The 21,001-nt window shown below is 61.1% G+C and carries 19 protein-coding genes; 3 read left to right on the top strand and 16 right to left on the bottom strand.

Translation table 11 applies throughout. From position 1 onward, the window contains the following. Window positions 1–33 precede the first annotated feature (33 nt). The 3 genes from SB753_RS29885 to SB753_RS29875 all read right to left on the bottom strand — a co-directional run bounded on the left by SB753_RS29885 (window position 34) and on the right by SB753_RS29875 (window position 4,101). The gene (locus tag SB753_RS29885; RefSeq protein WP_410803426.1) at window positions 34–1,194 is read right to left on the bottom strand and encodes a hypothetical protein; all 1,161 of its coding nucleotides are present in this window, start codon (window positions 1,192–1,194) and stop codon (window positions 34–36) included. Window positions 1,195–2,200: 1,006 nt separating this feature from the next. Then, window positions 2,201–3,004 carry an alpha/beta fold hydrolase gene (locus SB753_RS29880; RefSeq protein ID WP_410803424.1) on the bottom strand — a complete coding sequence of 268 codons (804 nt, stop codon included), beginning with the start codon at window positions 3,002–3,004 and terminating at the stop codon, window positions 2,201–2,203. Window positions 3,005–3,021: 17 nt separating this feature from the next. Next, window positions 3,022–4,101 (bottom strand): alcohol dehydrogenase catalytic domain-containing protein, encoded by a 1,080-nt coding sequence (locus SB753_RS29875; protein WP_410803422.1) that lies wholly within the window; start codon window positions 4,099–4,101, stop codon window positions 3,022–3,024. 103 nt (window positions 4,102–4,204) lie between these two features. Between SB753_RS29875 and SB753_RS29870 the strand changes: the two genes are divergently transcribed. After that, window positions 4,205–4,987 (top strand): helix-turn-helix transcriptional regulator, encoded by a 783-nt coding sequence (locus SB753_RS29870; protein WP_410803420.1) that lies wholly within the window; start codon window positions 4,205–4,207, stop codon window positions 4,985–4,987. Between the two features lie 226 nt (window positions 4,988–5,213). On the opposite strand, the gene SB753_RS29865 is transcribed toward SB753_RS29870, so the two are convergent. The 8 genes from SB753_RS29865 to SB753_RS29830 all read right to left on the bottom strand — a co-directional run bounded on the left by SB753_RS29865 (window position 5,214) and on the right by SB753_RS29830 (window position 12,772). Then, a complete protein-coding gene (locus tag SB753_RS29865; RefSeq protein WP_410803418.1) occupies window positions 5,214–7,073 on the bottom strand; it encodes a hypothetical protein in 1,860 nt (619 codons plus the stop codon). Window positions 7,074–7,271: 198 nt separating this feature from the next. Then, window positions 7,272–8,198, bottom strand: a complete 927-nt coding sequence (locus tag SB753_RS29860) for a hypothetical protein (RefSeq protein WP_410803416.1) — start codon at window positions 8,196–8,198, stop codon at window positions 7,272–7,274. Between the two features lie 191 nt (window positions 8,199–8,389). Continuing rightward, window positions 8,390–9,580, bottom strand: a complete 1,191-nt coding sequence (gene tcmP, locus SB753_RS29855; protein WP_410803414.1) for a three-Cys-motif partner protein TcmP — start codon at window positions 9,578–9,580, stop codon at window positions 8,390–8,392. 55 nt (window positions 9,581–9,635) lie between these two features. Continuing rightward, on the bottom strand, window positions 9,636–10,460 hold the full coding sequence (gene tcmP / locus SB753_RS29850) for a three-Cys-motif partner protein TcmP (RefSeq protein WP_410803412.1): 825 nt from the start codon (window positions 10,458–10,460) through the stop codon (window positions 9,636–9,638). Continuing rightward, entirely contained in the window at window positions 10,387–10,905 is a 519-nt protein-coding gene (gene tcmP, locus SB753_RS29845; RefSeq protein ID WP_410803410.1) for a three-Cys-motif partner protein TcmP, read from the bottom strand. Before tcmP (SB753_RS29845) ends, tcmP (SB753_RS29850) begins: the two co-directional genes overlap by 74 nt. Window positions 10,906–11,030: 125 nt before the next feature. Then, on the bottom strand, window positions 11,031–11,783 hold the full coding sequence (locus SB753_RS29840) for a DUF5131 family protein (protein ID WP_410803408.1): 753 nt from the start codon (window positions 11,781–11,783) through the stop codon (window positions 11,031–11,033). Next, the gene (locus tag SB753_RS29835) at window positions 11,780–12,415 is read right to left on the bottom strand and encodes a LexA family protein (protein WP_410803406.1); all 636 of its coding nucleotides are present in this window, start codon (window positions 12,413–12,415) and stop codon (window positions 11,780–11,782) included. Before SB753_RS29835 ends, SB753_RS29840 begins: the two co-directional genes overlap by 4 nt. A gap of 141 nt (window positions 12,416–12,556) precedes the next feature. Next, a complete protein-coding gene (locus tag SB753_RS29830; RefSeq protein WP_410803404.1) occupies window positions 12,557–12,772 on the bottom strand; it encodes a LysR family transcriptional regulator in 216 nt (71 codons plus the stop codon). Window positions 12,773–13,415: 643 nt separating this feature from the next. Here SB753_RS29830 and SB753_RS29825 point away from each other — a divergent pair. Continuing rightward, window positions 13,416–14,036, top strand: coding sequence for an NADPH-dependent F420 reductase (locus SB753_RS29825; protein WP_410803402.1), 621 nt, complete (start codon window positions 13,416–13,418; stop codon window positions 14,034–14,036). 506 nt (window positions 14,037–14,542) lie between these two features. Then, the gene (gene ltrA, locus SB753_RS29820; protein ID WP_410803400.1) at window positions 14,543–15,907 is read left to right on the top strand and encodes a group II intron reverse transcriptase/maturase; all 1,365 of its coding nucleotides are present in this window, start codon (window positions 14,543–14,545) and stop codon (window positions 15,905–15,907) included. Between the two features lie 76 nt (window positions 15,908–15,983). Here the strand turns inward: ltrA and SB753_RS29815 are convergent, their stop codons facing one another. The 5 genes from SB753_RS29815 to ygiD form a co-directional block, all read right to left on the bottom strand. After that, window positions 15,984–16,955 (bottom strand): helix-turn-helix domain-containing protein, encoded by a 972-nt coding sequence (locus tag SB753_RS29815; protein WP_410803398.1) that lies wholly within the window; start codon window positions 16,953–16,955, stop codon window positions 15,984–15,986. A gap of 170 nt (window positions 16,956–17,125) precedes the next feature. Continuing rightward, entirely contained in the window at window positions 17,126–18,046 is a 921-nt protein-coding gene (locus tag SB753_RS29810; protein WP_410803397.1) for a LysR family transcriptional regulator, read from the bottom strand. Then, the gene (locus tag SB753_RS29805) at window positions 18,043–19,122 is read right to left on the bottom strand and encodes an acetamidase/formamidase family protein (protein WP_410803395.1); all 1,080 of its coding nucleotides are present in this window, start codon (window positions 19,120–19,122) and stop codon (window positions 18,043–18,045) included. Before SB753_RS29805 ends, SB753_RS29810 begins: the two co-directional genes overlap by 4 nt. Before the next feature lie 91 nt (window positions 19,123–19,213). Beyond that, complete coding sequence (locus tag SB753_RS29800; RefSeq protein WP_410803393.1) at window positions 19,214–20,203, bottom strand: PDR/VanB family oxidoreductase; 990 nt, start codon at window positions 20,201–20,203, stop codon at window positions 19,214–19,216. Beyond that, window positions 20,200–20,997, bottom strand: a complete 798-nt coding sequence (gene ygiD, locus SB753_RS29795) for a 4,5-DOPA dioxygenase extradiol (RefSeq protein ID WP_410803466.1) — start codon at window positions 20,995–20,997, stop codon at window positions 20,200–20,202. The genes SB753_RS29800 and ygiD overlap by 4 nt, the downstream gene beginning before the upstream one ends. Window positions 20,998–21,001: the final 4 nt, after the last annotated feature.

The following is a 21,001-nucleotide window of genomic DNA, read 5'->3' as shown; positions in this document are numbered from 1 at the left end:
GCTGCTCGAGTGCCCAGCGTTGTCCTTCAGACCTCATTGCTTGCCAAACCCGACCTTCGCGGCGGGTGGTGCATTCGTTCCACGAACAGCAGCAACGGCCTTGGCAAGATCGTCCTTCGCCTGCTCTGACAGCGTGAAGTCGCCGTCCACCAGCCGGATGCCCGCATCGGTGACGGTGAAGATGATTGGTCGGAGCTTCTTCGGCGTGCTGTACTCATCGGTGCACAGAAAGTTACCCGGCGCATCGACGATTTCCAGGTAGCGATTCTTTGCCTTCGCATGGGGCGGGTTATCGCCCGGCATGTTCCTGCCGGGTATGGTTGGCGAAGACGCCACAATATACGCGCCGTTGCGCTTGCCTGACTTCAGGTCGTCCAGGATATCCTGTTGCACCGCTTCGTCGTTATCGAACATCACTTTCCTGGAGCAATGATGCGGCGCAAGCAGCACATCCCACGACAGCCGACTAGCGTTATTGTGCTTCCGGGTCTCATCGAACACGCGGCGCAGCGTCGGATGCGCGAGATCGCCGAAAAACAAGCCAGCCATCGATCGCGTGGCGTTGCCAATCAGAATCTGTAGCGCAAGGCTCGTTTCGTTTCGCTCCTCGGCCGAGTCGTCCTTGAACGGCGCATGAATAAATGCGTTGAAGCGGCTTGCGACGTTGATACCGTCCAGCAGGGTGACAGGATTGCCCGGTATCGTGAGAAAAGCTCTCGGCAAACCTTGATATTTCTGTTCCTTCAGCAGATCGTCGTAGCCGAACACCCGAACGCGGTTGCCCGGACCAGGATCGCCCTGCGCCGCGATGGTCTCTTCGCGCCGCCGCCCGGCTTCTTTCCTGAAAGCCTGCGCGTCCGCACACAAATCCTTATGGTATTCGCGGAAGATCCGCGGTGTGTGCCACAACTCCCCGATCGTGACGTGCTTCAGCAGGTTCGCAAATCCGCGGCAATGATCTTCATCCGGATGCGTGAGAACAAAGCAGGACAGATAGGGTTTGCCATTGCGCTTGGGCAGCTTGGCGATCAGCTCGTCGACGACAGGAATCCTGCCGTTGTCGATTTCGTCGGCCAGTGCGCAATCATTGAGATCGATCTGCACGACTTCGGTATCGCTGATTACGACGGTGGTGGCGTCACCACAGCCGACCGGCCAGAATATGAACGACGGTCCATCGAGCTCTGCAAACATATGAGTCTCTGTCCTTCAAAGGTGATGTGCACCGTCAGCGAAGGACGGCAACTTTTACCTAAACCTGACGCTCAATGATATTATAAAAAACTACTAAATGTAGAATATAAATTTCTCTGAATACCAGATATTGTGTGGCAACGCAGGGCCTGTTGGGCGAAGGCTGGAGGAAAACGTTTGCGTTGTGCAAAATCGGCAAGAAAGCGGTCAGTTTGACTGAATGGCTGAGACGCCCCGCTGGCGGTCTAGAGGCGACTCGCCGATGTGGGGCGATATAAGATGGCGCAGGTCGTCTTCAGAGGAAGATAAACGCCGTTGTCTGGACCTATGCGATGCGCATGTTTTTTTCTGGATGAAGCTGAGGTCGGTGTCTGCATTGCCCTGATGTGAAGCGGTACTGCGGCGCAGCCAACGTTTCGATGCACGTTGGAGCGTTTCAGCTCCGACCATGTCGCCCGCCTCCAGCTGATCAGCGCCGCGTCGAAACACTTCCGTCATCATCAAGTAGAGCACCGCCGGCGTGAGATGTCCGCGCCCGTCACTATCGACGCTCGTTACCGCAGCGCCGTCTCGTTGCCCCGCAGCATCGGCGCCAACCCATGAAAGAACCGGTGCCGCGCAAACCTGGCCATCAGCGCCGCGTTTCCGGCACGTCCCCTTCCCCGCTACTCTTCTCCACTAGGTGCAGCCACGCGGTCGCCCGGCGCGCGACTCTTGGCGGTAGGTACTGTTGATGCCGAACGACGCGCAATCTGCTCATGCCGGGCAGACCGAAGGGATGCCCGTTTGTTGATCGCAGTCAGCGTCTCGCTTGCCAATTATTTCCCTCCCATCGCCCGGCAATGTCACCGCTCGCGATGTGCCGCGGATCGGGCCGTCGGGTCCAATTCGCTGCGTCTACCTCCCGACTACCGCCCGTCGTCTTCCCGCACGGCGCCGCTCCCTGACCAAGCTCCACGAAGCTTGGAACCTGGCAATATCTGGAGTTCGCCTATTAACGCAGGGGTTAGGGAGCGGAATCGGCCGTGGTTCTGGTGTCAAGAAATTGAAGAAAGCTCGTGAGTTCGTCGTTGAAGCGCTCGGATGCCTCCATCGGCAGCATGTGCGAGGCGCCATCAATCACTACCATCGCGGCTCCAGCGATATCCCGCGCAAGGAGAGTGCTCGCATCCGGTGGTGTATTGCGGTCTTCGTCGCCAACGAGGAGCAAGGTGGGACATCGGATGCTGCTGAGGCGTTCTGATGCATCGAAACTGGCAATTTCTCGCCAGGCAGCTGCGTAGACTTCCGGCTCCATGGCGAGGATCGTTCTGGTGAGCCGTTCGAGAAGATCTGGTCGTCGATTAGCGGTACGCTCTGCGAGCGAGAGCGGCAGCGACGGGATCGCCGCGCTCATACCTTGAGCGCTTACCGCGGAACCGTGACTGCGCATGTACTCCCTGGCTTCCTCCGAAAAGCTGGCAGCCGTCGCTGCCAGCGTCAGGCTTCGAACGTGGTCCGGATAGGAAATGGCTAGCTCTTGCGCAACCATCCCGCCAAAGGAGTGGCCGACGACGTGCACTGGTCGGGAACCAAGTTCGTCAATCACCATCGCCACATCGCGCGCAAGATCAACGATGCTGCCGTTGTGTCGTATACGAGCGGAGCGCCCATGGCCTGGGAGGTCCAGCGCAACGATGTGATGGTGCGCCGTCAGCGCTTCAATTTGACGATCCCAATAGGTGAGGTCGAGTCCTACCGCATGTATAAGGACGACCATGCTGCCCTCAGTCGGGCCGCCCTTCACGATGTTCAGCTTTGAGGAAGCCATGAGTGCTCCTGATGAGGTCACAGACGTACGACCGTGAGACTGAAGGCGCCGGCGTTCACCGAGGCGTGCTCGATCGCGCGATCGATGTCCTCGATCGCAAATTCGGCCGATGCGAACTGTTCGAGTTGTAGAAGACCGCTGCGCACAAGTGCGATGCAGTCAGGGATGACCTCGCGCGAATACATCCATTGGCCGGAGACGGTGATGAGGTTTCGCATGATCCAGGGATAGGGTAATGCGAGTTCCTCACCCCCGAGCATCCCGACGCCGCCCATCAGTACCGCACGGCCATAGGGGCGTACCGCCATGAGCGCCCTACGAGCTACCGAGGCGGGCGCCGAAGGTGGCAGAAAGTCGAGTACAGCGTCGATCCGTTGCGGACTAGCCTGGTGCATAGTCGCGGCGTCCGTCTCCGCGTTGCCAGTGAGATGGACTGGGCATAGGCGCTTTCCGAAACGGCGTACGAGGTCAGAGAGGACTTCGCCATTGCGGCCGGCGGCAAGGACACGCCCCGCGCCCATCGCCAAGGCGATGGCGACGGCAGCGCTGCCAAAGTTGCCGGTTGCGCCGCTTACGAGCAGCGTCTCGCCAGCTTGCAGTTCCATGCGACGCAGTCCGCCATAGGCGATCAAAAGCGTCGCCAGCGCGCACCATCGGCCGGCATCCCGCTCCTCAATATCACCGATCGGAATGGCGTTCTCAGTCGGAACCCGCATCTGGCTAGCGAAAGGGCCATTGCCGAAATAGCTCTGCAATTTAAGGCCTCCTTCGCCGCGAGCACTCCATCCTTGCAAGGTGATGTCGGGCGTCCGGGCATCATCTCGCGAACGAACGGTAGGATCACAGAACACCCAATCGCCGATTGCGAGCCTGGTGGCATCGGGGCCGACCGCTCGCACACGGCCGATCGCGCCGCAACCGGGAATGGTGGGCAGCTTGAGTGAGTAGCGTCGCTGGCCACTGAAAACCTCGTCTGTGTAGGACAGGACAGGCGCGGCCGCGACGTCGACGATGACTTCGCCCGTTCCAAGGACCGGGTCATTGACTTCGCTTATCTGGAGCGGGCTTCCAAATTCCTTAAGTATCACTGCCTTCATATCGCCTCCCTTGGTTGCGTCAGAGCAGAATACGCAGCCTCGACAATCGTCTCCAGAGCCGGCAGTATACTAGTATGAGACTAGGCTACCTTGGAGCAAGGCAGTGACTGCGACTAACATCGCGCTTGGCAATTTTCTGCGGGCACGGCGTGAGAGGCTGGACGCGGGTGTGAGTGGAACGGCAGGACGGCGCCGCCGCACCCCCGGGCTGCGTCGTGAGGAAGTCGCCGAAGCGGCGGGAATCAGCACCGAGTGGTATATCAAGCTCGAACAGGGTCGCACGGTCGGGCCGTCGCCCGCCACGATCGATGCCCTCGCAAGGGCGCTCAGACTGAACGCAGTTGAGCATGCTCACCTACGCCGTCTCGCGGATGCGAAAAGTCAGCCTCCGTTCTTTCGCGAGAAGTTGCCTTCCACCGTAAAAAATTTTGTCGAAAGCCTGCCGCATCCCGCATACATCACAGGTCGTCGTTGGGACATCCTGGCGTGGAACGATGCAGCGGCTCGACTCTTCGCGTTTGGCGAGATGCTTTCGGAGGATAGGAACCTGCTGGTCTACATGCTCACCGACCACCGAGCGCGGCGCGTATTCGGAGAACGCTGGCAAAATGAAGCGCAGCGGATCGTTGCTTTGTTCCGGCCGACATACGACCTTTGGGCATACGACCGCGCCTTCGTTGAATTGCTTGAACGCGTGCAGAAAGGGTGCGATGAATTTGGGCACTGGTGGAAAGCCCACGCTGTTCGATCGGCCTCATCGGGAACCAAGCGACTTCATCATCCGATCGATGGTCCTACCTGTTTCGAATATGCGACTTTCCAGGCCAATGACGACCAGGGACTCAAATTGGCGGTTTATCTTCCAGTCGCTAACAGTTCGTCGTAAAGAACGCACATCGACTGCTGCGCAACGACGCAGCTTGATGCCGCACCAGTCAGATAGGCAACTCGCCCATCTTGACGGCACTTCAGCGCCCGTTCTTTACCCTTTCGGTTCGCAGCACGGGCCGAGTCGCAACTGGCGCGCAGAACGTGGAAAAGGTTCGCGAACATCTTCAAGCATCGTAATCGTTATGTCAGATTACGTTGAGACGAACCAGGCGGACGTTCGGCTAACCATCACGCCCCAGCCGAACACGATCGACAACTAACTCAACGAGAACAAACGGCTGCCGCTCCGCCCCACCCTCCGCTCGCTCGACAATTTCTGCGTCGTAGTCTCCGGTCCATAGGCCAATCACGTCATCCACGAGCCAACTGCCGATGCCCTTGCCAAGACCGGCCGCTTTAGCGGGTGCAATCTGGCTGGCCGAATCGCCGCGCTCCACCAGGTCGAGTATCAGGCGCGCGGGAATCACCGGTATCGTGACTCCTTCGCAGGTCGGGCCGAGAAGTAACAGGAAGCTCGCCAATGTCTGATCCGCGAGGTCCTCAAGCTGGACGGTCTTCAGCGGGTAGTAGTCGGCGGCATGGCCGCGACCTCGGTACAGTCTTTTCGCCTGTATGAGGGATGCCCTGCGTGCGAAGCGAACCCCGTTTTCTCGGGCGTCAATAAGCAGGCAGATGTCGGTTGAGAAGGTTTTCGTACGGATTCCGGGACCACCTTCCTCACGCTTGCCCACAATTCGGTAATCAAGACGCAAACTCAGGTGCTCGTTGGCCCCGGCCTCCGTTGCAAGCAATGCCAGGCGTCCGGAGATAGCGGAAAACGCGGAACGCAACCTCTCGAACAGAAGCATTACGTGAGTTTCTTCGCCGCTGTCAAGCGACTTGCCGATCGCCGACGCTGCCCCCGACGCCGCTTCATCCAGTGTCATCCTGATGAGCCGCTCAGTCCGCACGTCGCCAATCCATGTTTTGGGCGATTCGACCGGCTCCGCCGAGATTGACGCACGCAGTCTCTCGTTCTGTCGAGCTGTCTGGAGCTCCATCGCATCTGGTTCCACCCGCATCATGTCGATTATGGCTCGCGCGCGCCGACGCACAAGTAGATCCGGATGTTCCAGATATCGTCGAAGCGGCTCTTCTCCTTCCGCCTCGTAGAGTTCCAGGACAGCGAACAATACCGCACGGTCGCGCCATTTCTCGCCGTACCAGAGCAACGCTTCAGCCGCCGCATTACGAAGCTCGGTGTCATCTCCGATAACCGACTTCAACTCTCGCCGCCAAGAGGCCCGGGTCTCTGGTGACAGCTCTTCGAGCGTGTACTCCGAATCGTCTGCAAGGATGCCAAACTCCTTCAGCAAGGCTGCGGTACCCGTCACGCGCTTTGAGAAGGAAACAGGCAACCTTGTTGCGATCTTTTCGCCGGCTGTGTCATTCCACAACAGATACTCAAGCTGCCCCCAGACGGTGTTTGTGGCCCACCCATCAATCAGCGCGGAGTATTCACCACGCCAATCAAACGGTCCGCGCTTCGAGGAACTTGACTTCTGAGCCATTGCCGCCGCCCGCACCCTCTGCGCAGCGGTACAGTCCCCTTCCAGCAGGCGCAAACGCGCGATCGCCGTAGCAGGCGAGAGAGCAGATCCCCTCATCGCTTCAACCAACCGGTCAAGCAAGGTAGCATCGCTGCGAAGTCGGTCCCAGCGGAACATGAATTCCCGAAACTTGTCATCCGCAGAATACCCATGCTCAGCGAATAATCTGAGCGACTTTTCGCGCAATGACTCGACGAATGTGTCCCAGTTCTCGTCCGCCCGCAACCGCAACATCGCGCGTATGCTTTCACAAGCGTCGTCGTCATCCACGTATTCTGTCAAGGCGTCCAGATACGCAAGGAAAGGCCCGTCTATCGGCAATGTCTCTGCCCCCTCCACGATCGCTAACGCAGCCGCGCGATCATTTAGCGGTGGGCCGTCTCCGTAAATGTTAAAACCCTTTCTCAGGACAGAAATACGCTCAATTGCGCGAATGGCTTCTTGAGCAGACGGGTAATTTTCGGGAGGCATCTCATTGGAGCTTCGATTCATTGTTGCATCGCTCTCACCTGACCAATCTTTGTTTGGAAACTCCACAATTCCCCCATTTCAGCGACAGCCCCGATATACGGAGGTTAATAGGCAGGTTGCGCACGCATCGCAGTCGGTTTCCTTGCCGCAACGCAGGCGAGCCCGAAGCGCTTTCCCGCTCCGACGGCGCTGAATCCGGTCCGATGCAACAGATTGTGTTTACCAGTGGGCATGCGGATCTCCGCTGAACTCCTCTCTCGCCACTTCTACCACCCGCTGCGGATCGTGCCCAAACACTTCAGCCGGAGCTTCGCCCAAGAGCAACGGATGCGGTGAATAGAGCCAGAAGGCACGTCGCCAGCCATTGCGGTCCTCCTCATTTCGCGGCAAAGCCTTCAACAGATCTGCAAGCGCCGGGTGTAACACGCCGTTGTCGTCGAACTGAAAGTCCGGGTGCCGGTAGGTCCGCTCCGCAGCTACCCAAACGCCAAGTAGCGCTGCGTTCGCGCGCAGGCGGGCCGCATATTGATGAGGGTTGCTCCGCGAGGCGGCACCGACGATTTCCGCCACGCGTTTGCCATCTGGCCAGTTCTTCGCAAGAAGTTCGTTGCGAAGCGCAATGGCCTCCTGATGAGCCTCGTCTCTGGCGAGCCGCGGTGTATGCGCTCGCCCTGTGTCATCAGGGGCGGCCGTGTTCCCGTCACGAATCGCATCCAGCAGCTTCAGGACGTCGCACTGAGGGCCCTCGATCAAGATCCACAATGAACGCACGATATCTGCTTTCCAATGCGATTCGAACTCGTGCCATGTATCCACATTCATGGGCTCGAGGTGATCCAGATGGCTCATGTCGGTCTTGAAGAAAAGCGGGTGTACGCCGCGGGTCTTTCCCGTCCGGGCCCGTCCTTGCACCAGCTGGCTCCGCAACGCCGAGTCAGATCTGGCAACCCAGTTCACCAGCGCCAGGATGAGCATTGCCGTCGAAAAAGTGAGCGAGGGCTGACCAGGCACACGCTGCGCGAAGACGCGCAATCGCGCAGTGCGACACGGTTCCGGGGTCACCACTTCCTGCACGTTCACATGTCCCATGACGACGACCGGGCGGCCCGCCTTCCGGGCGACCTCGACGTATTCGATCGACGACATGCTGACCTCCTTGACGGGGCGGTGCCCACGGCGACGCCCGCGTTGGGGAGTCACAAGATCGCCCAGTGTAGCCAACGATATGCTGGTTATAAAGGTTAGGCTGGTTATGCTGAACGACGCCCCGTCCTCCCGCGCGCCTTGCCCCTCGGCCATGCGATGGCGCGACGGTCTGGCCATGGGATACATCTTCGTCATTCAATCCATTTCAAGGTCTCGCCGCCCTTCTCTTCAAAGTGAAGCGGGCGCTTTGTTCTCCGTTTCACGTCTGCCGAAAGGTTTGCGACCTGGCCATCCCTGATCAGACGCGCAAGCGACGCCTGAAGATCGGACTCGAACCAGTCCGTCTCCTCGAGGATATCCGCGAAACCTGACATATTGATCGTCCGGGGCCCCGCGTTCAGGTACGTTCTCCAGAATCTGACAACGTCCAGCGCGCCGGCATGGCCCGCAGACGGGTCAAAATATCCCTCGGCGCCAAAGAGATCTCCCGTCCCTGACAGCTTCCGTTTCCGCACTTCGCGTTTCTCCGCGCGCACCTGATGCTGGACCTTGTCGACCTGTTCCGAGATGCGCTTGAACTCGATGATTCCCTTCGCATGCGACGTCAGATAGACGAGCTGATACTTGGTACGGTCTTTCTCCGGGTCCATGACGCGTACATGGGCCGCGCGCGGCGGATAGGCACGATTGGAACACGGAACACACGCTTTCAGATTCTGGCGGTAAGCGCGGACGATGCGCTGTTCCCGCTCTGTAGGGGCCAGTCCCGCCAGGTCAAGCTGTTCGCCAATAAGTGCCGCCATCTCGTCCTTCCAGTCAGCCATCGACATCGTGCGGTTCACGAAGTCGTACATGAGATTGATCAGGAACTCCGAGCGCGGGCGCTCAAGCATAGGACGCAGGATCGGCACGCTAACTTCGCTCCAGCCCTTGGGATCAATGAAAAAAAATCCGAATGCGCGCGACCCGAGCCATGTGAGAATCTGCGTTCTCAGCGCCACGAAATCACCTTGCAGGCACGCGGACTCGATTCCGACCGGCGTACTTTTTGCCAGATACGCTTCTAATCGGGCGTAGGCCCGAGGGTTCTCTTCGATATAGAGCGCCCGCATGCGCACTGGCACGTTGAGCTGTTCCAGCTTCTTTCGACAAGTGTCAAGCGTGCGCAGCGAGATTGCGATCGAGGTCGATTCCATTGCCTCACTATCGTCGCCCCAAGGTCCGGCAAAGCAGTCGACGTAGCATAGTTCCATCACCTCCTGCTGGCGAGAGCCCATGCCCATGATAAGCATCAGCTTTTCGAGGTATTCCCGGAGAAGATGATGTTTGACGAGCGCCTGCTCCCTGCCCAGATAGGAAGTCGGAATAAGCGAGTTTTCCATGATGCTTCTTCTGCCTTGCAGATGCTGTTTGCGCCGGGGCGCCTCGTGATCCTGATCAAGCAAAGGTGAACGACTTCTGCGATGGCAACCGGATGATGTGATTGGGCTTCAGGCTCGTTCGCACGCTGCGAATAGCGCCGACGTCGTCGACCACCTGTATCTCTTTTGCGCGCACCAGTTCGAGCACCGATGCTTCGACCATTCTCATGGTCGCGGGCGTTGAGTTAATGTGTGAAAGGAAAAACTCCCCGAAAGGAATGCCATCGGGCTGCGCCGCCAACTTTCTGGGGATCTGTTCAAGCATGGCGTCGGTACTCGCGGCCCGCGCGACATCATCGAACTGGAACGTTGCTTGCGGGCTGCTCTCACGATTAATGACGGCGGCATAGCCAGTGCGCAACATGTCGAGCCCGGGTGGCCCGTAGTGCCCGAAGTGATTGTGGTGCTGCCAGTGAGCCTGCGCCATGACATCGCGGGCTTTCCAGTGCTTGGATAGATGCAACAGCCAGAAATCGCCGTGTCCCCGCTCGGGCCGGATGAAGAACGGCGTAAAGAAATCCGCGCCAGAACTGCCGGTGATCGTTGAATAAAGACTGGACTGGATGTGATGACGCCATCCTGGACCTCGCGTACCGCGGTCGAGGTCGGCAGCGGTGACGGCGCCTGTAAAGCCGGTCCTGCGCTCGAAGGCACTGAGCGTCCCGGGCGACAGGTAGTTGATCAGCGCGTCGACGTTGAACGTCAGGATGACTTCGGCGCTCGGCAGCGTGCGGAAAATCAGCGCCAGGGCACTCCGTGGCACGGCCTTATATCCGTACTGGTCTAGTACGAAAATGGCGCGCCCCGCTTCTTGGCGAGCGCTCGGTCGCCCTCTGGACAATTTGGGGTGCCAGTTTGGCGAAGGTTCCACAATGCAATTGCACCGAGCCGGAGTGAAGAGCATGACCATAGCCCTGCGCTTCGAGTTCCTCCCTCAGATAAGCGATCGCGTTGGCTGACTCATCGATGCAGACCAGTTCAACGTCAAAGTGAATCTCCTTGCGACGTTGCTGAAGATCCATCACCTTGGCTTGTGCCTCGCGCATAGCGTTCAGGATCACAAGAGGTGAGCCAGGCACGCGTTGCCCGGCACCGTTGATGTAACACCCGCCCCCGCAGAATCCGTCGACGATTGTCAACTTGATCCGATCCTGTGCCGGCGAGGAAACGAGCGTCAGGAAATAGTCGACCAGATAAGACCGCAACAGCGAATGTTTGACTTCGCTATGCCGCTTGATTAACGGCGGCGGTCCCCCGGGAACCCAGTCGTAGTGGTTCGAAATCATGTGAGGTCGTCCGCGACCGGCCTCGTATCGCGGCGTATCTTTTTATCAGGCAGACAATTTGCCTCAATTACCTCAGTAAAATCAAGCAGGAAAGTTGGCGACTGGCCTTAAAAACAACGGAGCTCTTACGCCAGACGCTCCGAGACTGCCGTGGGCATTTCATCCCAGGTGCGTCCATCGAGTAGTCTGCCATTGGCCGCCTTCGCCCGTTTCTTGCCATCCGCCCCCCAGCCGCCCCATTGCTTGAAGAAAAACGCCACCTTCTGCTCTTCGCATTGCCTCTGGATTGACAATGCCCATTCGGTTTTCATGGGCCGAGCTTTTGGGCCCGACTCGCCACCGACGATGACCCAGTGAATATCGGAAAGGTCAAGTTCGCCGACGTCCTGCAGAAGGGGTTCGACGGACAGAAACCTGATCGTCGCATCGATCGTGCGGAGATGGTCGATCCGCGGAACGCCGTACTTGCGGTCTTCGACTGATACACCAAGCCATGCATTGGCCGGCACGACGCGCTTCCTGAAGTAGCGGGCCATCCGCGGAGCGCGCTTCGTGAGAATCTGGTAAGTGTGATGCGGGGTGCGCGCTATAACATCAAACACCTGTTCAATATAGGCATCAGGCACCCTGTCATGAAACAGATCCGACATCGAATTCACGAAGTAGGTTGTCGGCCGCTTCCTCTTGAGTGGATCTTCAAGCCGCGTTGGTAGCAGTGTGAGCGAAAAACCATTCTCATAGCCCGGCGTGCCCATTGCCTTCAGACGACGAGCCATGCCTTCCGCATAGCAATGCTTGCATCCCGGAGATATTTTGGTGCATCCAACGGTAGGGTTCCAGGTCTGCTCTGTCCACTCGATGCTGCTGACGGTTGTCATGGTCCTTTCCTTTTCGAACTCGCTCGAATGCCGCTGGCTTTCATCTGGTAGCGACGGATGATGCCTGTCACTATGCCCAGCAGGCTCAGTTCACTTTGAGGAACGATGGTCTTGTAGTGTTTGTTATGAGGCACGAGAACGGGCTGCCCCCGGCGATAGCCCAGTTCCTTTAACGTAAAGCCCCCGTCGACCAGCGCAACCACAAAATCACCAGCTGTCGCGTTGCTGCCTTTACGCACTATTGCGATGTCGCCGTCGAGGATGCCTGCATCGATCATCGAGTCGCCGCGGATTGTAACAAGGAGCGTCTCTGCTGGCCGCTCTATCAGCAACTCCTGAATGTCCTGAAACTCCAACGCATCTGAAACACCGCCGGTTTCGGCAGGACCAGCGGGGAGTCGATCGCTTACCCAGGGGACCTGGAAAAATCCGGGGCCTGGAACCAATCGTCCGCCTGGCCCCGCTTCCAGAAACCCGGCGGCGGTGAGCCGTTCGGCCGCCTTGAACGCCGCGTTCTTCGTCTTGAACCCCAGCATCCTCCCAAGCTCCGCGTAAGACGGCAACGACCGGTACATCCCGAAATACTCGCGGATTTGCTCCAGATAGATGTGGTCTTTATTCGGCCGCCCCATGGCGCTATATTAGTGTACGTTCGTCCACTTTGGAAGTGACTTCTGAGTAGCCGTTCAGTAGCCTGCGTGACGCAATTCGAACGCCAGCGCCTCGTCGCCGACTCATCTCAATCATGTTCGCGCGATCGGTTTCGCATCGCTTCAGGTGCCCGTCGTGCTGGCGCGTACCGCCGTTGCAATGCTGTCGTCGATCCTGCGCGACGTGCGTCGGACCAGTTGCGCACCAAAATTGCGTTCCAGAGAAGCAATCTGCTTGCTGACGGCCGGCTGCCCGATGCCGATTTCGGGCGCCGCGGCAGCGAAAGTTCCCCGTTCGACGATGCGAATAAAGACCTTGAGTGCGTCGAGCCGATCCATCTTCCCCAATCTCCGAAAGCTTCAACGATGGAATAGTTATGTTCCGCCATGCCTGGTTCCGGCGTGTAGCCCGAAACAATATCATCCACCCGCGGCGGCCTCGCCCTTGCCACGCTCGGCGATCGAAACGTGGTTCGTTGAACGACCTGTACGGCAGTCGCTTCTTCCCTTTGACCGATCTCGCGTTGACCGGTCCGTCGTATCTCACCGGAAACACACAAACACACAGGATCCCGTTCCCAGGCGTTCTTTGCTCGCCAATGCGGCCGTTGCTTACCGGGGCTCCATCGCACAAACAAACTGTTGCTTGACGACGCGCGCCGATGCAGTCGCTGCAGTGCAACGGGGAGGGACGGTCTAGTTCGAGATCTACAAGGAACTGCATGACGTGTTTCAGCGAGCAACCCACGACCTCGCAAGCGGCCGGCATGCGCTGGACAGAGCCGCGGGATTCCTGGCCCGCTGCTGGACTGTCGATTAGGCCGCGCCGTGCTCACCCGAAACGGTAGCGATGTCCGTTGCAACGATTCAGGCTTGCCTGATTCCGTTCCCTCTGCGTCGACATACTGTCAACCGTTCCGGCATTTATCGCCACGTACGCTTGCCGTAAATTCGCTGTAGCCAACTCAACTGGAGAACAGCAATGAAAATTACCGTAGTGGGATACGGCAACGTAGGCGCGGCGATGGTCAAGCAACTGGCGGCGGCGGGCCATGAAGTGGAAGTGACAGGCCGCAAGCTTGAAAGCGTGCAGAAGGTTGCCACGCAATTCGGCGCGAAGAGCGCGTCGTTGTCCGCGGCTGCAAAAGATGCGGAAATCGTCGTGCTTGCGGTGCCATACGGCAATGCCGGCGCCGCGCTGGCCGAACTCGGTTCGCTCGAAGGCAAAGTGCTCGTCGATGTGACCAATCCGCTCACCGACGACTATATGGGCCTGACTATCGGCCACACCACGTCCGCCGGGGAAGAAATCTCCAAGCTCAGCCGCGCTACCGTCGTCAAGGCGTTCAACACGCTGTTTGCGCAGGTGCTCGAGGGCGGTGCGGCGTTCCCGTCGCAAGCGGCATCGGTTTTTGTCGCCGGCAACGACAACGACGCGAAGCAGAAAGTCGCAAAGATGGCTGAATCGATGGGCTTCGCGAGCATCGATGCGGGCGGCCTGCACAACGCCCGCTATCTCGAAGCGGTCGCGGGCCTGAACATCTATCTCGGCTATGGCGCGGGTCTCGGCGTGCAGATCGCGCCGACATGGATCAAGCGCTGAGCGACCGGTTCAGCGGCAGGTTCAGCGGCAGGTTCAGCGGCAGGTTCAGCAATAGGTTCACCACCGCAGGCCGCTTCCGTCGACGCGACGGAAGCGGTTTTTTCATGTGCGCCCAGCATGGGCGCACTCCTGCGGGTGCAAGTCCCGCCATAAGCTGATCACGGCGAATGAAGTGAAGCGCAACTGCATGAGGGCGACCGAGTGTGGGGAGGAAGCGTGGAGCGTAAATCGCGAGCCGATGAACAAGAACTGCATAGAAGGCGCTGCCGAGCAGGGCGAGCGGGCATGAAACCGCAAAGCTCTCGTGATCAAGGCGAAGCGGCGTAGATGCGGCGGTTGTGCGATGAAGGAGTGCGTTCTTACCTGGGGACGCCTCGCCTCATGCCTGAAAGGGCGACGGTGTCGAACCGGAGCGAGGTCTCAGCAGAGGTCATCGTAGTCACAGGACAGGCCGGCGAGGCTGAAGCTGGTGGCGAAGGACCGAACGGGAAGGAGTGTTTAACGACATGCCGACGCAACAGGCCAGGCGTCAGATGCCCGCGCGAGCGGGGCGAGCGGTGGCAGCGCGCGGTGAAGCTGCGCGTGAAGCCGGGAGCGACGAAGCCTGTGGCTCGCGGCATGAGACGAGAGACACAGGATCGGCGCTGCTGGAAGCAGCGCTGACGAGAGAGAACCTGCGGCAGGCGCTTAGACGGGTGCGGGCCAACAAGGGTGCGCCGGGTGTCGACGGGCTGGACATTGACCAGACTGCGCGACATCTGGTGACAGCCTGGCCGGCAATACGGGAGCAACTGCTGCGGGGGACGTACCGGCCGATGCCGGTGCGACGGGTGACGATCCCGAAACCGGACGGTGGCGAGCGCGAGCTGGGCATCCCGACGGTGACGGATCGACTGATCCAGCAGGCGGTGCTGCAGGTGCTGCAACCGGTACTGGACCCCATCCTCAGCGAGCACAGCTACGGCTTCCGGCCCGGGCGGCGTGCGCACGATGCGGTTCTAGCCGCGCAGTCGTACGTGCAGTCGGGGCGGCGGATCGTGGTGGACGTCGACCTGGAAAAGTTCTTTGACCGGGTCAATCACGACATTCTCATCGACCGGCTGCAGAAGCGTATCGGAGATCCGGGCGTCATCCGGCTGATCCGGGCGTACCTGAATGCGGGCGTGATGAACGATGGCGTGGTTCAGGGGCGGCATGAGGGGGCGCCCCAGGGCGGTCCGCTCTCACCGTTGCTGGCAAACGTGCTGCTCGATGAGGTGGACAAGGAACTGGAGCGACGGGGTCATTGCTTCGTGCGCTACGCCGACGATGCGAACGTGTACGTTCGCTCACGCCGTGCGGGCGAACGGGTGATGAGACTGTTGCGACGGCAGTACGAGCGGTTACGCCTGAAGATCAACGAAGCCAAAAGCGCGGTGGCGAGCGTGTTTGGTCGCAAGTTCCTGGGCTACAGCCTGTGGGTAGCTGCGGGTGGCGCGATCAAGCGCAAGGTGGCAGTCAAACCATTGGCCACGTTCAGGCAGCGCGTGCGGGAACTGACGCGTCGGGGCGGACGTAGTCTGAAGCAGGTGGTGGAGAAGCTGCGCCCCTACCTGTTGGGCTGGAAAGGCTACTTACGTCTGGCGCAGACGCCGGGCGTGATGCGGGAACTGGACAAATGGGTGCGCCATCGCCTGCGCGCGATCCAGTTGAAGCACTGGAAGCGCGGCACAACCATGTATCGTGAGTTGTGCGCACTCGGCGCGGCTCATGACGTGGCGCGACAGGTGGCGGGGAACAGCCGTCGCTGGTGGCGCAACAGCGGCAAGCTGCTCAACGGCGTGCTGCCCATTGCATGGTTCGACCGACTAGGCCTACCCCGTCTCTCCTGACCTCAACTTCCCGAACCGCCCGGTGCGGACCCGCATGCCGGGTGGTGTGGCAGGGGCGTAGCCTGTTGGCTACCCCCTATGCCGATTCGGCTTCGTCGATCACCACGCCGCCGCCCTTGCGGCATTCTCGCGGCGTCATGTCGAACCTCGCGCGGAAACTACGGCTGAAATGCGCCGCGTCGTTAAAGCCCCAGCGAAAACAGATCTCCGACACCGACAATGCCCGGTGCGCCGGGCTCATCAGTTCCTGCCTGCAGCGTTCGAGGCGGCGCTCGCGGACGTAGCCGGTAAAACTCATGCCCGCGTCCTCGAAAAGTTTCTGTACGTACCGCGACGATACGTGTTGCTGCTCCGTAATCGTGTTCAGCGAGAGATCCGCATTGCCGAGCTGCTGATCGATTGCCTGGCAGATCCGCACGAAATGCTCCGAACGCTTGCGGTCCCCGAGCGTGTACGCCGCAACATGACCCGTCAGACTCGCGGTCAGGAACTCCGACACCGCCACCTCGATCGGATGAATGTGATCCGCGTCGAAGTACTCCAGCTCGTCGCCCACCGCGCGCAGCATCGCCGCGAGTACGCGGGTGAGGCTCGAATCGGCCGGCAGCATGCCGGCGCTCAAGCGGCGCGGATCGACGAGGCCAGGGTGCAGCAGGCTCGTCGGCACGCGCACATAGAGCAGGCGGAAATCCGCGTATAGTTCCAGCGTCGAATCCAGTCCGCACGGCCCGTACAGCATGTCGCCGCGCGCGACGGACACACGCTCGCCGGAGCCGACGAACATCGAGCGCCCTTCCAGCAGCAACGCGAGCCACAGCGCCGGCTGCTGGTTGCGAAAGCTGCCGGAGATCGTCAGCGGCGTCGCGCGCATCCGCGAGAACTCGATGCCGATGGGCGAAACGATGCCGTGGACGTCGCCTTCGAAAGCTTCACTGATCGGCGTGGCGGAGTGCGGAAGGCACGCGGCCGTCATCGCTTCGCGCCAGACCTGCGAGCGCTGTTCCGTCGATATCGCTTGCGTGGAAAAGTGCCAGGACTTCAGCGACATAACCCTGCTCTCCAACAAACATTGACCTGCGTCAATGCATGCAAATGTCGCACCAAGTCGTCATACGCCGCGAATACGTGGTTTGAGCGTCGCTCCTGCCCATTGACTGGCGCAGGCCGACTCGTAGCGGTGCACGCTGCACCGCATTGATCAACACGGCGCGGACGGGATCACGGGCGCGCCGGGGCGACCGTCCACGGCGCGTCGCGCCATTGCTCGGCGAGGTAATCCACGGTGACGCGGGTTTTCGCGGGCAATTGGACGCGGCTCGGATAAACCGCGTAGACGCCGATCGGCGGCGGCGTGAAGCCTTCGAGAACCGGCAGCAGCCGTCCGCGCGCGAGACTCTCCATCACGAGAAAGAGCGGCTGCAGCACGAGACCGACGCCCGCCTCCGCCGCCGCGACGCAGGTCTCGCCGTTATTCGCGCTCATCACCGGACGCGGACGGCCCACGTGTTCGCGCCCGCTGGCGCGCTCACACAACCGCCAGTCGTGGCGTTCGCTGAAATAGCCGTAAGCGATCGATTGATGCGCGGACAGCTCGGCCGGCGTCAGCGGCTCGCCGTGGCGTTCCAGATAGGAAGGCGCCGCGCACATCACGAGCGGCGTATTCGCGAGGCGGCGATGCACCAGCGAAGACTCGGCCGGACGGGCGATGCGGATCGCCAGATCGAAGCCTTCCGCGACGATATCGACAAGCGCATCCGACAGCGCGATCACCGGCCGTACGTCGGGCGCACGCGCCAGCAGCCCGGCCCAAAGCGGCGCGAGATGAGCGATGCCGAAGCTCACCGGCGCGCTGATTCGCAGGTCGCCCGACGCATGCGCGCCCTCGCCTTGCACCGCGCGCTCGGCCGAATCGAGTCGCTCCAGAATCTCCCGGCACGAGCGATAGTAGGCCTCGCCCGCCGCCGTCAGCGCGACCTTGCGCGTCGTGCGATGTAAAAGCCGCGCGCCGAGCCGACCTTCGAGCGCCTGCACGGTGCGCGAAACGAGCGCGCGCGACACCCCGTTCGCGTCCGCGGCGGCCGCGAAGCCGCCCGCGTCGACGACACTGACGAACGACTCGATCTCGCGCAGCCGGTTCACTTCTTGCCGAGCTTCGGGAAGATGCCGCGCGGCAGCCGCACGTGCGCGCCGAGCGTCGCGTCGACCACCTGCGTGATGCCGACGTCGCCCGCGACGCTCATCAGCGAATACGCGTCGTTGCGCGACAGGCCGACATGCTCTTCGAGCAGATGCATCGTGTCGAGCGACGCGTTGCGCAGCGCCTGATCGAGTTGCGGATCGAAGCCGTGCACGATCCAGCTGTCGGCGGTTTCGAGCAGCGGCGTCGGGAACGTGAAATCACGTCGCAGGATGATCTGCATCGTCACATTAAGCGACGACTCGATCGCGGTGCCGCTGATTTCGCCGTCGCCTTGCGAAACATGCGGGTCGCCGATCGAGAACAACGCGCCGTTCACCTGCACCGGGTAGTACATCGTGGCACCCGCGCCGATCCGCCAGTTGTCGATATTGCCGCCGTGGCGGCCCGGCGGAATGGTGCTCACGCGGCCATCCACCGCGGGCGCGACGCCGGCCGTCCCTAGGTGCGGACGCGCCGGAATGCGCACGCCATCGAGCGCCAGCTCGCGATCGCACACCAAGCATTCGGTGATCGTGCCGGGCGTCAGGTACTTGCCTTTGAAATCGTACGCATACAACGCCGACGCGTGGTTCGCGCCTTCGTCGAGTTCATAGATCGTCACGCGTTCCTTCTCACCCATCTCCTTGTACAGGTAGCCCCAGTTCGCCGCGAGGTTCGAGCCGTAGCGGCAGCGTGGCGTCATGTGCAGATAGCGCACTTCGAGCATGTCGCCCGGCTTCGCGCCTTCCACGTGAATTGGTCCGGTCATGATGTGCACGCCGGGATTGCGGTCGTGCTCGGGAATCGCGCGCCAGAGTGTGTGCAAGGCCTGATCCATCATCAGGTCGGGAGCGTCGCCCGCGTGGTGGGTGACGGCTTCGGCATACACGAGATCGCCGCTTTTCACCTGCAGGGCCGGTGCGAGGGACGCGTCGAAATAGCCCCAATGGACATTGCCAGGCGTCGCGCGCAGCGTGTGCAGCGCACCGGGTTCGATGGCGGCGCGCGCGGCGCCTTCAGTTGGAATCAATGGCATGGTGGTGCTCGTTGAGAGTTGCGAGGCGAAGAAAGCAAAGCGATCGAAGCGATCGGGCAAGCGGGAATGCAGACGGCAATGCAAACGGCAACTACAGGTCGAGAACCAGCAACGGCGTTTTCGAGCGCGAACAGCACGGCGTGAAGACCTTGCCAGACGCCTGTTCGTCGGCGTTGAGAATCCAGTCGCGATGGTCGGGAACGCCGTCGAGCACGCGCGTGATGCAAGAACCGCACACGCCCTGCTCACAGGACATCGGCACGCGCACGCCGACCTCGGCGAGCGCCGCGCATACGCTCTGCCCTTGTGCGACGTGCACGCGTTGCCCCGTCGATGCGAGTTCGACTTCGAACGGCTGGTCGGCTTGTGCCGGCGTTGGACTCGCGGCTGGCGAGGGCGCGGCGAAGCGTTCGCAATGCAGATGATCGTCGGGCCAGCCCAGCGCGCGCGCGGTGTCGAGCACCGCGTCGATCATCGCTAGCGGCCCGCATACATAGAGATGCCGCCCCGCCTCGAAGCCGCCGAGCAACGGCGCGAAGTCATGGCATCGGCTGAGATGGCGCGTCACGTCGGCGCGCCACGGCGCCCGCGCGATTTCGTCGACGAAAGCCTGACGCTCGGGCGCGGATGCGAAATCGTGCATCTCGAAGCGCGTGTCCGAGGCGTGCAGCGCCCACGCCATCGCCAGCATCGGCGTGATGCCGATACCGCCGGAAACAAGCAGCGCCGTGTGTTGCGCCGCATGCATCGGAAAGTGATTGCGCGGACCGAACGCGTCGAGCGTGTCGCCCACCTGCACGCGTTCGCACATGAAGCGCGAACCGCCTCGGCCGTTCGTCTCGCATTGCACGGCGATGCGGTAGCGCATCGGAGCGGCCGGATCGCCGCACAGCGAATACTGACGCGCAACGCCGTCGCAGTCGATCTCGATGTGCGCGCCGGCATCGAAGCCCGGCAGCGGCAGATAGTCGGCCGCTTCGAATTCGAACGCGACGATGTCGCGGGCGACCTCCTCACGGCCGACCACGCGCAGCTTCAACGCCGTCGCGGCGTGGACAAGAGAGGGATCGAGCAGATTCACGCGGCCTCCCGGACGCCGACGGCATGGCGGCTGCCGAGAACGAAGCTCAGCATGCTCAGCGAGCCGTATTCGAGAAAGTTGCTCTCGAAGCTGACGTGATCGTCGTCGTGACGCGCGCCGAGCGCATACAGCACCGGCCAGTAGTGATCCGGCGTCGGCACCGAATGGAGCGCGAGCGCGCCCGCGCTTTCGTAATCGATCACCTCGTCGGGCCGGTTTTCGGCGATCGCGTTGGCGATGTGGTCATGAAACGTCTGCGCCCAGGCGTAGCCCGAGTCGGGCTTGCTCCAGTCCATCGCCGGCAGGTTGTGGACGATGTTGCCGCTCGCCGCGATCAGCACGCCCTCGTCGCGCAGCGGCCTGAGCGCGCGCCCCAACTCGTAATGACAGCGCGCGTCGCAGCCGCGATCCATGCTCAGTTGCACGACCGGAATGCGCGCATCGGGGAACGCCTTGAGCAGAACCGACCAGCTACCGTGATCGAGGCCCCAGCGCTCGTCGAGCGTAACGGGCAGTGGCGCGAGCAGCTCGGCCGCGCGGCGCGCGAGCGCCGGATCGCCCGGCGCGGGGTATTGCTGCGCGAACAGCGCCAGTGGAAACGCGCCGAAATCGTGGATGGTGCGCGGCTGGTTCATCGCCGTCACGGCCGTGCCGCGCGTGAGCCAGTGCGCGGAGATCATCAGGATCGCGCGCGGCTTGCCGGCGGCCGCGCCCATCGCCGCCCAGGCGCGGGTCGCGCGATTGTCTTCGAGCGCGTTCATCGGACTGCCGTGGCCGAAGAACATCACAGGCATGCGT

The organism is Paraburkholderia sp. SIMBA_053 (assembly GCF_046534895.1).
GTDB classification, from domain to species: Bacteria; Pseudomonadota; Gammaproteobacteria; order Burkholderiales; family Burkholderiaceae; genus Paraburkholderia; species Paraburkholderia caledonica.
This window is presented reverse-complemented; position numbering and strand designations above follow the sequence as displayed.

What these genes read in the sequence shown, in the direction of transcription:
- SB753_RS29885 (WP_410803426.1), bottom strand. Translation starts at nt 1,194, where the DNA reads ATGTTTGCAGAGCTCGATGGACCGTCGTTCATATTCTGGCCGGTCGGC.
- SB753_RS29880 (WP_410803424.1), bottom strand. Translation starts at nt 3,004, where the DNA reads ATGGCTTCCTCAAAGCTGAACATCGTGAAGGGCGGCCCGACTGAGGGC.
- SB753_RS29875 (WP_410803422.1), bottom strand. Translation starts at nt 4,101, where the DNA reads ATGAAGGCAGTGATACTTAAGGAATTTGGAAGCCCGCTCCAGATAAGC.
- SB753_RS29865 (WP_410803418.1), bottom strand. Translation starts at nt 7,073, where the DNA reads ATGAATCGAAGCTCCAATGAGATGCCTCCCGAAAATTACCCGTCTGCT.
- SB753_RS29860 (WP_410803416.1), bottom strand. Translation starts at nt 8,198, where the DNA reads ATGTCGTCGATCGAATACGTCGAGGTCGCCCGGAAGGCGGGCCGCCCG.
- tcmP (WP_410803414.1), bottom strand. Translation starts at nt 9,580, where the DNA reads ATGGAAAACTCGCTTATTCCGACTTCCTATCTGGGCAGGGAGCAGGCG.
- tcmP (WP_410803410.1), bottom strand. Translation starts at nt 10,905, where the DNA reads ATGATTTCGAACCACTACGACTGGGTTCCCGGGGGACCGCCGCCGTTA.
- SB753_RS29840 (WP_410803408.1), bottom strand. Translation starts at nt 11,783, where the DNA reads ATGACAACCGTCAGCAGCATCGAGTGGACAGAGCAGACCTGGAACCCT.
- SB753_RS29835 (WP_410803406.1), bottom strand. Translation starts at nt 12,415, where the DNA reads ATGGGGCGGCCGAATAAAGACCACATCTATCTGGAGCAAATCCGCGAG.
- SB753_RS29830 (WP_410803404.1), bottom strand. Translation starts at nt 12,772, where the DNA reads ATGGATCGGCTCGACGCACTCAAGGTCTTTATTCGCATCGTCGAACGG.
- SB753_RS29825 (WP_410803402.1), top strand. Translation starts at nt 13,416, where the DNA reads ATGAAAATTACCGTAGTGGGATACGGCAACGTAGGCGCGGCGATGGTC.
- ltrA (WP_410803400.1), top strand. Translation starts at nt 14,543, where the DNA reads ATGCCGACGCAACAGGCCAGGCGTCAGATGCCCGCGCGAGCGGGGCGA.
- SB753_RS29815 (WP_410803398.1), bottom strand. Translation starts at nt 16,955, where the DNA reads ATGTCGCTGAAGTCCTGGCACTTTTCCACGCAAGCGATATCGACGGAA.
- SB753_RS29805 (WP_410803395.1), bottom strand. Translation starts at nt 19,122, where the DNA reads ATGCCATTGATTCCAACTGAAGGCGCCGCGCGCGCCGCCATCGAACCC.
- ygiD (WP_410803466.1), bottom strand. Translation starts at nt 20,997, where the DNA reads ATGCCTGTGATGTTCTTCGGCCACGGCAGTCCGATGAACGCGCTCGAA.